Raw genomic sequence first — 11,931 nt, 5'->3', positions numbered from 1 at the left:
CACCGACCTGGGCGGTGACATGAAGGCCAACCCGCGCGTGCACTATGTGAAGCGCTGGCGCCTGGAGAAGAAGGATGCGGCGGCGGCCTTGTCCGAGCCCGTCAAGCCCATCACCTTCTGGCTCGACAAGAACATCCCGCTGAAGTACCGGCCGGTGGTGGAAGAGGCGGTGCTGGAGTGGAACAAGGCCTTCGAGAAGATCGGCTTCAAGAATGCGCTGGTGGTCAAGCAGCAGCCCGACGATGCCACTTGGGACAATATGGATGCCGGCCACGCCTCGGTGCGCTGGTTCGTCGGGTCCGATGTGGGCTTCAATATCGGCCCCAGCCGCGCCGACCCGCGCAGCGGCGAAATCATCGATGCCGATATCGGCCTGAGCGATGCCTTCGGCCGCGGCGCTCGGCGCATGCGCGTCGAGGATCTGGGCAAGAGCAGCGAGCAGCGCCTGGCCGAACTGACCGGCGCTTGGCGCGGCGAGGCCGAGGCTGCTTACTGCGACGATGCGCGTCTGAGTGCCATGGAAGCCGAGTTCGCGCTGGAGCTGCTGGAAGCGCGTGAGGAACTGGCGCCGGACAGCCCCGAGGTCGAGGCCTTTGTGCGCTCCACCATCAAGGGCACGATGATGCATGAGGTGGGCCACACACTGGGTCTGAAGCACAACTTCAAGGCCTCTACTGCATTGAAGCTGGAGCAGCTGTCGGACAAGGCCTTCACCGATGCCAACAGCATCGCCAACTCGGTGATGGAGTACGTGCCCATCAATATCGCGCTAAAGGGCGAGCGCCAGGGCGGCTACCACCGCTCGGCGCTGGGGCCGTATGACTACTGGGCCATCGAGTACGCCTACAAGCCGGTCGAGCCTGGCCAGGAGAAGGGCGAGCTGGCCAAGATCGCGGCCCGCAGCGTCGAGCCGGCGCTGGTCTACGGCGATGATCTGGATGCGGGAGGAGGCGGCATCTATGACGGCATGGATCCGCTGGTCAACCGCTTCGACCTGGGCGACAAGCCGCTGGCCTATTACAAGAAACGTCTGAAGCTGTCGCAGGAACTGTGGCAGCGGGTGCAGGCCCGCAAGCCGCAGGCCGGCGACGATCCGCTGCGCGCACGCCGCTCGCTGCTGGCGGGCTTTGGCCAGCTGGCCACGATCTCGGAACTCACGGCTAAGTATGTCGGCGGCATGCATGCGCTGCGCGACCTGCCCGGCACCACCGGCCGGCCGGCCTTCAAGCCGGTGGACCCGGCGCAGCAGCGCGAGGCGCTGCAGTTCCTGGCCAGCGGCCTGTTCAGCAGCAGCAGCTTCAAGTTCAAGCCCGAGTTCCTCAGCGCGCTGACGCTGGACTACAACGAATGGGAGCGCGGAGTTCCTGTGAGCATCCCGGCCGCTGTGGGCCGGGTGCAGTTGGTGGCGCTGGACCGCCTGCTGAGCGCTGGAACGGCCACGCGTCTGCTCGATCTGCCCAGCTATGTGGAGCCGGCCCAGCGCCGCGGCCTGATCTCTCTGGCCGAGGTCTACGGCACGCTGCAAGGCGCCATCTGGAGCGAGCTCAAGAGTGGCGCCGAAGTGGAACGCATGCGCCGCAATCTGCAGCGCGAGCACCTCAAGCGTTTGCAGTCACTGCTGACGCGTGGCTCGGCGGCTCTGCCGGCCGATGCGCTCAGCCTGCTGCGCCTGCATGCCACCCAGCTGCAAGCCGACTTGCGCACGGCTGCCGGCAAGGGGGCTGGCCAGTCCGTGGAGACGCGGGCGCACCTGGCCGAATCCCTCAGCATGCTGAGTGAAGCGCTCAGGGCGACGATGCAGCGCAGCTGATTCAGCGACAGCCCTCAGGGCTGACCAAGGGACGAAGGCCCCGGCGCAAGCGCGGGGCCTTTTTCAACGCTTCGGGCCTTGTTGCGTCGGGCGCTTCGTGCCGGCCTGCCCATGCGCGCCGTGAACATGGGCGCGACCAACATGCGGCGTGCCAGCGGGCGCGGCGGCGGCCTGGCCGATCCCGCTCAGGATGCCGCAGGCCGCGCCTTCGGTTGCGCCGCTGCAGCTCTCGCGCAGCTGGCGCAGTTGCTTCTCCAGCTGTTTGAGTTCGCGAATGCGGGTCGCCACATGGTCGATGTGAGCATCGAGCAGCGCATTCACATCGGCGCAGGCCGCTTGCGGATCGTCCTTGAAGCTCAGCAGCACACGGATCTCGCCCAGCGTCATGTCCAGTGATCGGCAGTGGCGGATGAAGCCCAGCCTTTGCACATGCTCAGGGCCGTAGAGGCGGTAGTTGCCTTCGCTGCGCGAGGCGGGAGCCAGCAACTGCTCGTGCTCGTAGTAGCGGATGGTCTCCACCGGCGTCAGTGTCGCCTTGGCAAGTTCACCGATCCTCATCGCGCGACTCCTGGCATGCCGGCCAGAGGTGAAACGGCGGCCAGCGGCTGTGTGTGCAAAGTGGTTGACTCTGAAGTGGCTTCAGGGTTTCCAATCGTCGCACAAACCCAGCGAGAGGCGATGGCCATGAGTATTTCCTGCAAAGAACACAGTTGCGCAAGCGAGTCGGGCCGCATGAGTGCGCGCTACCGGCGCGTGCTGTGGGCCGCACTTGTCATCAATGCCGCGATGTTCGGGCTGGAGCTGGTCGCCGGCCTGCAGGCGGGGTCGGTGGCCTTGCTGGCGGATGCTGTCGATTTCATGGCCGATGCGGCGAACTATGGCGTGTCGCTCTTCGTGCTGAGCATGGCATTGCGCGCGCGTGCCAAGGCGGCGTTGCTGAAAGGCTTGTCGATGGGTGCACTGGGCCTCTTCGTGCTGGCCCGGGCCGCCTGGAGTGCGGCGGAGGGTGGGGTGCCGGAGGCGGCCACGATGGGTGTTGTTGGCGCCATCGCACTGGTGGCGAATGTGTCGGTTGCCCTGATGTTGTATGCCTGGCGCGAAGGCGATGCCAATATGCGGTCGGTCTGGCTGTGCAGCCGCAATGACGCCGTCGGCAACCTGGCGGTGATGCTGGCTGCACTCGGGGTGTTCGGCACGGGCAGTGCCCTGCCGGATCTGGCGGTCGCCTGTGTCATGGGCGCGCTGGCGTTGAGTGCCGCCAGGTCCGTGATCGCGCAGGCCCGCAGCGAGCTGCGAGCCGAGCATGGCCACGCATGATTCGGCGCGCGGCCCGCGCGGATTCACTCGCCGTGCCAGTCGCCCACCTGGCTGTCAGAGCGGCTGAGGTGGGTCAGCCCGGTGGCGTCGTCGCCGGCGTAGGCGCCCACCTTAACGGGCAGGCGCTGCTCGCCCAGCCGCAGCGTGCTGTTACCGGCCAGTATCAGGAACAGCTCGTCGTTGGCACGGTGGCTGTGGAAGGGGTAGGCCGTGCGACCGACGGCTACCCCGGTGACATTACCGCCCAGCTTACGCATCCCCAGCCCGGCGCCCAGCAGCGCACGCTTGGAATCAAAGCGCTCTGCTGTGAGGCCGCCGGGCTGCCATGCCCCGGTACGGGACGACAGGGGCAGCTACTCAAACGCGACGATAGGCTGGGCCATGGAGCGTCCTTCTGCGTGCCGTCAGTCAAGATGGACGGCATGCTGCCTGCGCGCCACTGACATCATCATGTCAGCAGGCCTGCGGTGGGCGCGGGCTCACTCGTCCGGTGTCGGCGTTTCGGCGCGGGGCAGGCGCTCGCTGGCGACGATGTCCCAGAAGGCGATGAACATGGCAGCTATCAGGGGGCCGATGACGAAGCCGTTGATGCCAAACACGGCCATGCCGCCCAGCGTGGAGATCAGCACCAGATAGTCCGGCATCTTGATGTCCTTGCCCACCAGCAGCGGGCGCAGCAGGTTGTCCACCAGGCCGATCACCAGCACGCCATAGGCAATCAGGCCGAGGCCGGCGCCAATATCGCCGGTGGCTAGCAGGTACAGCGCCAGCGGCAGCCAGATCAGGCCGGCACCCACCGCCGGCAGCAGCGACAGAAAGGCCATCACCACCGCCCACAGCACCGGCGCATGCACATCCAGCACCCAAAAGGCCACACCGCCCAGCGCACCCTGCAGCGCCGCCACCGCGATATTGCCTTTGACCGTGGCGCGGATCACGGCGCGAAACTTCTCCCCCAGCCGGGTCTTGTAGGCCTCGGGCATGGGCAGCGCATTGCGCACCAGGATCGACAGCCGGTCGCCGTCGCGCAGCAGGAAGAACAGCAGGTAGAGCATCACGAAGAAGCCGACCATCACATCGAAGGTGTCCTGGCCGATGCCCAGGGCCTTGCCGGCGACCAGCTGGCCGATTTGGCTGAGCGTTCCCGCCAAGCGCTGTTGCAGCAGCGCGGGATCGGCGACGCCCAGGCGCTCCAGTAGTTGGAGTCCCCAACTCGGCAGCACCGCATAGATCTGCTGCAGGTAGACCGTCAGGCTGAACTCGCCCGACTTCACCATCTCGAACAGCGCCGCGGCCTCCTGCGTCAGCGACACGCTGACGATGGCCAGCGGCAGCATCACCAGCAGCAGGATCACTATCACGGTGGCCAGCGCGGCCAGTGTGGCGCGCTGGCGGAAACGCCGCAGAAACTGGCGGTGCAGTGGCTTGAAGACGATGGCGGTTGCAGTACCCCAGAGCACGGCACCGTAGAAGGGCCACAGGATCCAGCCGAAGGCCAGTGTGACCAGGGTCAGCATCAGCACGAAGCTTTTGTCGCGCAGGGCCGGGCTTTGGTTGGGGTGTAGTGGCGGCATGGTGGGCTGTCGCGTTGTTTCGGGCGCTGTTGTGGCCCGAGGCGGCAGAGTCCAGGACTGCAACGCACCGGGGCGAGCCGCATGGTAGCGGCAAGGCGGGCCTGACTGTCCGACTCAGCAGTCCGCCGCCTGCCCTCAGCCGCGGGCGGCGAGCGCGTCCAGCAGCTTCTGGTGAATGCCGCCGAAGCCGCCATTGCTCATGCACAGCACATGGTCGCCCGGCCTGGCCGCCTTGAGCACGGCTGCCACCAGGGCATCCACGCCGTCGCAGACCTGGGCCTGCGCCCCCATCGGGGTCAGCGACTCCTTGGCGTCCCAGCCCAGGCCCGCCTGGTTGCAGAAACTCAGATCGGCTTCCTCAAGCGCCCAGGGCAGCTGGGCCTTCATCGTGCCCAGCTTCATGGTGTTGGAGCGCGGCTCGAAGACGGCGAGCAGGCGCTCGCTGGGCGCGATGCGCCGGCGCAGGCCGTTGACCGTGGTGCGGATCGCTGTCGGGTGGTGCGCGAAGTCGTCGTAGACCTTGACGCCGGCGGCTTCGCCGCGCAGCTCCAGCCGTCGACGCACGTTCTGAAAGCCGGCCAGCGCGGCACAGGCCGCTTCGGGGGCCACGCCCACATGTTCGGCGGCAGCGATGGCGGCCAGTGCGTTGAGCTGGTTGTGCTCGCCGGCCAGGCTCCATTCGACGCGGCCCACCTTCATCGCGCCGCGCAGCACGTCGAAGGCCTGCGGCTCGCCGCGCGCGCGCAGCGCGCCGGGCTCTTCCTTGCGCGCGCCGAAGCGCTGGACTTCGCTCCAGCAGCCACGCGAGAGCACGCGCTGCAGCGCGTCCTCGCGGGCGTTGACGACGATGCGGCCAGATGCCGGCACGGTGCGCACCAGGTGGTGGAACTGGGTTTCGATGGCCGCCAGGTCCGGGAAGATGTCGGCGTGGTCGTGCTCAAGGTTGTTCAGCACGGCGGTGCGCGGCCGGTAGTGGACGAACTTGCTGCGTTTGTCGAAGAAGGCGGTGTCGTACTCATCCGCTTCAATAACGAAGGGACTGCCCGGCTGCCCCAGCCGCGCCGAAATGCCGAAGTTCAGCGGCACGCCGCCCACCAGAAAGCCCGGTGCGAGGCCGTCCTGTTCGAGGATCCAGGCCAGCATCGAGGTGGTCGTGGTCTTTCCGTGCGTGCCGGCCACGGCCAGCACATGGCGGCCCTGCAGGATGTGCTCGGCCAGCCACTGCGGGCCGCTGGTGTAGGGCAGGCCGGCGTCCAGGATGGCTTCCATCAGCGGAAAACGGCCTTCGCTGGAGCGCGTCACGACATTGCCGATCACGAACAGGTCGGGCTTGAGTTCAAGCTGCTCGGCGCCGAAGCCCTGGATCAGCTCGATGCCCAGCGCTTCGAGCTGATCCGACATCGGCGGATAGACATTGGCATCGCAGCCGGTGACTTTGTGGCCAGCCTCGCGGGCGAGGGCGGCCAGGCCGCCCATGAAGGTGCCGCAGATGCCGAGGATGTGGATGTGCATGGGGAGAGAGCTCAGCTCTCGCGGCAGGGTTGGCACCTGCCGCGAGGGTCAGGAAAGGGTTAGCGCAAGGCGACTCGGGCGGCGGCCAGCGTGGCCTCGATGTCGGCGTCGCTGTGCGCAGCGCTGACGAAACCGGCTTCATACAGCGCCGGCGCCAGGTAGACGCCGGCGTCCAGCATGCCGTGGAAGAAGCGGTTGAAACGCTCCTTGTCGGTCGTCATCACCGTCGTGTAGTTCTGCGGCAGCTCGGACATCAGGAAAAAGCCGAACATGCCACCCTGGCTGTCGACGCTGAAGGGCACATCGTTGGCATCGGCCACGGCTTTCAGGCCGGCGACTAGCTTCTGCGTCTGGGCCGACAGTGCCTCGAAGAAACCGGGTTTCTGGATCTCGCGCAGCGTCGCGAGGCCGCAGGCGGTGGCCACAGGGTTGCCCGACAAGGTGCCGGCCTGATAGACGCCGCCCAGTGGTGCCAGATGGGCCATGATCTCGCGGCTGGCGCCGAAGGCCGCCAGCGGCATGCCGCCGCCGATGACCTTGCCGAACACGCTCATATCAGGCTTGAAGCCGGGGATCAGCTGCGCGTAGTGGGCCTGGGCGCTGCCTAGGCCGACGCGGAAGCCCGTCATCACTTCATCGAACACCAGCAGTGCGCCGTATTGCGTGCACAGCTCGCGCAGCTTGGTCACAAAGGGCACGCTGGCGCGCACGAAGTTCATATTGCCGGCGATCGGCTCGATGATCACGCAGGCCAGCTCCTTGCCGTGCAGCGCGAAGGCCTCTTCCAGCTGGGCCACATTGTTGTACTCCAGCACCAGGGTGTGCTGCGCCACCTCGGCCGGCACGCCGGCGCTGGTGGGGTTGCCGAAGGTGGCAAGACCCGATCCCGCCTTGACCAGCAGCGCGTCGGTATGGCCGTGGTAGCAGCCTTCGAACTTGATGAACTTGCTGCGGCCGGTCGCGCCGCGCGCCAGGCGGATCGCGCTCATCGTCGCTTCGGTGCCGGAAGACACTAGGCGCACCTGCTCCATGCTGGGCACCAGCTTGAGGATCTCTTCGGCCAGCTCGAGCTCGCGCTCGGTCGGCGCGCCGAAGGAGAAACCCTCGCGCGCCGCGCTCATCACCGCCTCCAGCACGGCCGGATGGCCGTGGCCCAGGATCATCGGACCCCAGGAACCGATGTAATCGATGTAACGCTTTCCTTCAGCGTCGATGATGTAGGCGCCTTCGCCCTTCTTGATAAAGCGCGGCGTGCCGCCGACGGCGCGAAAGGCGCGCACCGGCGAGTTGACGCCGCCAGGAATGACGCGCTGCGAGCGCTCGAACAGGTCTTGATTGGTGCTCATGAGGGAAGCAAGAATGGTTCAGTGCATGCGCCGCGACGGACGGCTGATCGGTTCGGGTTCCGGCTCGGCTTCGATCTCCATCGCGGGCGCCTCGACGCCAGGCATGCCGGGCATGGCCTCGAGCTCGCCGTCTTCATCACCAGGCGGCAGCGCCCAGAAGAAGCGGTCGGGCAGCACATTGCCCATGCCGGGGCGAAAGCCAGCGTCCAGCGACTGGTCCAGAAAGGCCAGCGCCTCGGCCACCGCGTCGTGCACCTCGGCACCGACCGACAGCAGGGCTGCCAGCGCAGCCGACAGGGTGTCGCCCGCGCCGACAAAGTTGGTCTCGAAGCGCTCGAACTTCTCGCCAGTGATCGGGCCTTGTGCATTTGCCAGCACGTTGTCCACGAACTGGTTCGGCAGGGCGATGCCCGTCACCAGCACATGGGCGGTGCCATGTTCGGCCGCAGCCACGGCCAGCTCGCGTGGCGACGCCGGGCGGTCTGCGTCCCAGTCGGGCAGCAGGAAGTCGGTCAGGGTCTTGTGGTTGCCGACCAGCACATGGGCCTGCGGCAGCACCAGTTCTCGGAAGGCGTCCAGGTAGCTCTGCTGCTGTTCCTCGTCCAGCCAGGAGATCGAGGGCATGTAGGCGACCAATGGGGTGTCGGGGTAGTCACTCAGCACCTCCGCTACCGCGCTGACGCCCTCGGCGCTGCCGAGGAAGCCAACCTTCCAGGCAGTGATGGTGATGTCTTCCAGGATGGTGCGGGCCTGCTCGACGACGATGTCGCTGTCCAGCACCTGCTGGTCGAACACTTCGGCCGTGTCGCGCAGCACGATGGCGGTCACCACCGGCAGGGCATGGGCGCCCATCGCGGCGATGGTGGCCACGTCACCGGCCAGGCCGCCGGCGCCGGTGGGGTCGCTGGCGTTGAAGCTCAGCACGCAGGCGGGCGGGGGCGACTCCTGCTGATCGGCCAGGAGTAGGTCGGAGTTGCTGGGGGTGTCGGCTGTGCTCATGTTGGGTTGGCGCGACTGGCAAACGCTGGGCTTGCCGGCCGTATCGCCTCTTTCGCGTGACTAAGCACCGCTTTGGCTAAGCAAGAAACTGGCTGTTGCATCCGTGCCTACTTCGGCCCTGGGGCTCCATAGGGGGCTGGCTACAATCTTTCCATTGTAGTGAGCAATGCGGGAGCGCCGTGAGCGAAGCGAGTAGTACCTGGATGTGCCTGATCTGCGGCTGGATCTATGACGAAGCCACCGGTGACCCTGAGCATGGTATTGCGCCGGGTACGCGCTGGGCCGATGTCGACATGAACTGGACCTGCCCGGAGTGCGGTGCTCGCAAGGAAGACTTCGAAATGGTGCAGATCTGAGGGCGTATCGCCCTCAGCCCGATTTCTGTCCGTGCTGAAGGAGTTGAGTTTTGGACTTGCAAGCTCCGTCTGAATCGGCGTCCGGGCACCGTGCGTCGACCAAGGTGCTGGTCATCGATGACAGCAATACCATCCGTCGCAGCGCCGAGATTTTCCTGAAGCAGGGTGGTCACGAAGTGGTGCTGGCCGAGGATGGCTTTGATGCCCTGGCCAAACTCAGCGACTACAAGCCAGATTTGGTGTTCTGCGACATCCTGATGCCTCGCCTGGATGGCTACCAGACCTGCGCCATCATCAAACGCAATCCGGTCTTCGCTGCGGTGCCCGTCATCATGCTGTCTTCCAAGGACGGCCTGTTCGACAAGGCGCGTGGCCGCATGGTCGGGTCGCAGGACTATCTGACAAAACCTTTTACAAAGGACCAGCTGCTGCAGGCGGTACAACAGCACCGACGCGGCGGTTGAACTCAGTCGCCTTCGAGAACCCAGGGAAATCCCCCGAAAACGACAGGCGGCGCGAGGAGCACGAGATGCCAATCCAAAAAATTTTGCTGGTTGACGATTCCAAGACCGAGTTGCATCACCTCAGCGAGATTCTGGTGAAGCGCGGCTTCTCGGTCCGTACGGCCGAGAACGGCGAGGAGGCCATGAAGCGCCTGGCCGAAGAGAAGCCCGATCTGATCCTGATGGATGTGGTGATGCCGGGCCAGAATGGCTTCCAGCTGACGCGCTCGATCACGCGCGACGAGCGCTTCGCCGATGTGCCGGTGATCATGTGCACCAGCAAGAATCAGGAGACCGACAAGGTCTGGGGCATGCGCCAGGGCGCACGTGACTATGTCGTCAAACCGGTCATGGCCGAAGAGTTGCTGGCCAAGATCAAGGCCTTGGGCTGATCCCGTGGCGACCTGCTGCCCGCTCACCATCGACGTGGATTTGCGGGGCGTGCGCCGGGCCGGCCGGCATGTCGGCTTCCCCGTGCGGGGACGGTCAGCGTATCCATTGTTAGAGGGTGAAGCATGAGCAACAAGCAAGCCCTGCGCGAACTCCAGCAACGTCTCGCGCAGCGCATGCAGGCGGCGCGCGAGCAGTCCCAGGCGGCCAGTTGGCTGGCTGTCGAGGCTGCAGGTGCGCCGCTGCTGCTGTCGCTGCGCCAGGCCTCAGAAATCTTCACGCCAGTGCCGCTCAAGCCTGTGCCCTACGGCCAACCCTGGATGCTGGGCGTGGCCAATCTGCGTGGCGGCCTGCATACGGTGGTGGACCTGGCCTCGTTTCTGGGCCTGCGAGAGTCGGAATCTGCGGCTCGCCTGGACGGCGGGCAAACCCGTCTGGTTTCGCTCAACCCCGAGCTGAACGTCAACTGTGCCTTGTTGGTCGACCGCTTGCTGGGCTTGCGCGGTGATGATCAGTTGCAGCCCGAGAGCGCGGCCTCGGGTGGCCTGCGGCCGCGCTTTGCCGGCGAGCGTATGCGCGATGCTGACGGGCGGGTCTGGCAGGTGCTCGACCTTGAGGCGCTGGCGCGCCACCCGCAGTTTTTGCGCATCGTCATTTGATCGACGGCAGGCAAATGAGCCTTGCCGACTCTTAGCTACACGAGGGTGAGATGAGCTTCCTGGACAAGATCAAGAATATGGGCAAGCGTGACGCGGACGACGGCAAGGCGCCTGAGGCCGTGCCGACGCCTAGTGCGTCCGGCTTGGACACTGAGCGTGTCGAGTCCTCCATCATCGCGGAGGCTCACCCCACCGAATTCGCCGGCGGCAGCTTCTCGGAAAGCACTGGACAGTTCGCCAGCACGACCGCCGTGGTCGACAACGACAACGTGGCTGCCGCCAAGCCAGCCGGCGCTTCCGGCCAGCGGCTGCTGACGGGTCTGGTGGTCGTCGGCTTGCTCGGTACCGTGGCGACGGTGAGCTTGAGTCTGCTCGATGCCAATCGCAGCGCTGCCCAGGTGCGCGCTACCGGCCAGGCCTTGATGCAGTCGCAGCGCATGGCCAAGTCGGTCTCATCAGCGCTGGTGGGGAATGCGGGCGCCTTTGCCGAACTGCGTGAGTCGATGGCCGTGCTGACCGGCCTGGTGCCAGCCTTGCGCGACGGGGCGAGCGGTATCGATGCGGTGCAGCAGGGCCTGGATGTGGTGGAGCCGCTGGTCAACAAGGCCGATGCCAATGGCAAGCTGGTGCTGGCCCAGGAGAAGGTGCTGACCCAGGTCGGTCAGGCGCTGAAGACCATCAACCGCCAGAGCTCTGAACTGCTGGATAGCGCAGAGGCGGTGTCGGCCCAGGCGCTGAGCTACAACAACGCCACAGCCGAGATCGCGGCGGCCAGCCAGCTGGTGATGCTGACCCAGCGTATCGGCAAGAGCGCCAATGAGTTTCTGACCCAGGAGGGCGTCAGCCCCGAGGCGGTGTTTCTGCTGGGCAAGGACTTGAATACCTTCAAGCTGACGGCCGAAGGCCTGCTCAAAGGCAATGCCGACTTGCGCCTGCCGCCGGCGCGTGACGCACAGATGCGCGAGCGCCTGACGCAGTTGCTCAATCAGTTCGAGAACACGCGCGAACAAGCGAAGGCTATCCTGTCCAATCTGCAAGGGCTGGTGTCGGCGCGCGAAGCGCAGACCAGCATCCTGGCCGATAGCGAACCGCTGCGCAAAGGCCTGGAGCAGGTGGCTGACGGGCTGGAATCCTCCGGTGGCATTGGCGCGATCCGGGGCCTGCTGATGGCGGCCTCGCTGGCGGCGCTGGTGATCGGCGCGCTCGGCTTCCTGCGCCTCTACGTGGCGGACCAGGCCCAGCGTGCGGCACTGGCCGAGGCGCAGCGGCGCGAAGCTGAAGCCCAGGAACAGGAAGCCAAGCGTGTCAATGACGCCAACCAGGCTGCGATTTTGAGGCTGATGAACGAACTGCAGGCGGTGGCCGAGGGCGACCTGACGCAGCAGGCCACCGTGACCGAGGACATCACCGGCGCGATTGCCGACTCGGTGAACTACACGGTGGAAGAGCTGCGGACCCTGGTGGG

At 66.0% G+C, this 11,931-nt stretch carries 13 protein-coding genes; 7 read left to right on the top strand and 6 right to left on the bottom strand.

Features of this window, described 5'->3' with window-relative positions; genetic code table 11:
• Positions 1 to 1,810: zinc-dependent metalloprotease (locus ACIQ67_RS16795; RefSeq protein ID WP_397535524.1), on the top strand; the 1,810-nt coding region annotated here is incomplete at its 5' end.
• 63 nt (positions 1,811 to 1,873) lie between these two features.
• Here ACIQ67_RS16795 and cadR read toward each other — a convergent pair.
• Complete coding sequence (gene cadR / locus ACIQ67_RS16790) at positions 1,874 to 2,368, bottom strand: Cd(II)/Pb(II)-responsive transcriptional regulator (RefSeq protein ID WP_397535523.1); 495 nt, start codon at positions 2,366 to 2,368, stop codon at positions 1,874 to 1,876.
• 126 nt (positions 2,369 to 2,494) lie between these two features.
• On the opposite strand from cadR, the gene ACIQ67_RS16785 reads away from it, so the two are divergent.
• Positions 2,495 to 3,127: a cation transporter gene (locus ACIQ67_RS16785; RefSeq protein WP_397535522.1), complete on the top strand. Its 633-nt coding sequence runs from the start codon at positions 2,495 to 2,497 to the stop codon at positions 3,125 to 3,127.
• A gap of 23 nt (positions 3,128 to 3,150) precedes the next feature.
• On the opposite strand, the gene ACIQ67_RS16780 is transcribed toward ACIQ67_RS16785, so the two are convergent.
• From ACIQ67_RS16780 to ACIQ67_RS16760, 5 genes are all read right to left on the bottom strand, one after another.
• Positions 3,151 to 3,384 carry a hypothetical protein gene (locus ACIQ67_RS16780; RefSeq protein WP_397535521.1) on the bottom strand — a complete coding sequence of 78 codons (234 nt, stop codon included), beginning with the start codon at positions 3,382 to 3,384 and terminating at the stop codon, positions 3,151 to 3,153.
• Between the two features lie 222 nt (positions 3,385 to 3,606).
• A complete protein-coding gene (locus tag ACIQ67_RS16775) occupies positions 3,607 to 4,701 on the bottom strand; it encodes an AI-2E family transporter (RefSeq protein ID WP_397535520.1) in 1,095 nt (364 codons plus the stop codon).
• Positions 4,702 to 4,836: 135 nt separating this feature from the next.
• On the bottom strand, positions 4,837 to 6,213 hold the full coding sequence (mpl, locus tag ACIQ67_RS16770; RefSeq protein WP_397535519.1) for a UDP-N-acetylmuramate:L-alanyl-gamma-D-glutamyl-meso-diaminopimelate ligase: 1,377 nt from the start codon (positions 6,211 to 6,213) through the stop codon (positions 4,837 to 4,839).
• A 59-nt stretch (positions 6,214 to 6,272) separates the two neighbouring features.
• Positions 6,273 to 7,559 carry a glutamate-1-semialdehyde 2,1-aminomutase gene (gene hemL / locus ACIQ67_RS16765; protein ID WP_397535518.1) on the bottom strand — a complete coding sequence of 429 codons (1,287 nt, stop codon included), beginning with the start codon at positions 7,557 to 7,559 and terminating at the stop codon, positions 6,273 to 6,275.
• Positions 7,560 to 7,577: 18 nt separating this feature from the next.
• Positions 7,578 to 8,558, bottom strand: coding sequence for a hydroxymethylpyrimidine/phosphomethylpyrimidine kinase (locus ACIQ67_RS16760; RefSeq protein WP_397535517.1), 981 nt, complete (start codon positions 8,556 to 8,558; stop codon positions 7,578 to 7,580).
• A gap of 203 nt (positions 8,559 to 8,761) precedes the next feature.
• Here ACIQ67_RS16760 and ACIQ67_RS16755 point away from each other — a divergent pair, with 203 nt between their 5' ends.
• The 5 genes from ACIQ67_RS16755 to ACIQ67_RS16735 all read left to right on the top strand — a co-directional run.
• Positions 8,762 to 8,914, top strand: coding sequence for a rubredoxin (locus tag ACIQ67_RS16755; RefSeq protein WP_397535525.1), 153 nt, complete (start codon positions 8,762 to 8,764; stop codon positions 8,912 to 8,914).
• A 56-nt stretch (positions 8,915 to 8,970) separates the two neighbouring features.
• Positions 8,971 to 9,378 (top strand): PleD family two-component system response regulator, encoded by a 408-nt coding sequence (locus ACIQ67_RS16750; protein ID WP_397535516.1) that lies wholly within the window; start codon positions 8,971 to 8,973, stop codon positions 9,376 to 9,378.
• Between the two features lie 65 nt (positions 9,379 to 9,443).
• The gene (locus ACIQ67_RS16745; RefSeq protein ID WP_397535515.1) at positions 9,444 to 9,809 is read left to right on the top strand and encodes a PleD family two-component system response regulator; all 366 of its coding nucleotides are present in this window, start codon (positions 9,444 to 9,446) and stop codon (positions 9,807 to 9,809) included.
• 123 nt (positions 9,810 to 9,932) lie between these two features.
• On the top strand, positions 9,933 to 10,466 hold the full coding sequence (locus ACIQ67_RS16740) for a chemotaxis protein CheW (RefSeq protein WP_397535514.1): 534 nt from the start codon (positions 9,933 to 9,935) through the stop codon (positions 10,464 to 10,466).
• 50 nt (positions 10,467 to 10,516) lie between these two features.
• Positions 10,517 to 11,931: type IV pili methyl-accepting chemotaxis transducer N-terminal domain-containing protein (locus ACIQ67_RS16735; RefSeq protein ID WP_397535513.1), on the top strand; the 1,415-nt coding region annotated here is incomplete at its 3' end.

The sequence above is a fragment of the Roseateles sp. genome (genome assembly GCF_044373315.1).
GTDB lineage: Bacteria > Pseudomonadota > Gammaproteobacteria > Burkholderiales > Burkholderiaceae_C > JACDQM01.
Note: the sequence above shows the minus strand (reverse complement) of the source record. Positions and strands in the feature narration are given on the sequence as shown.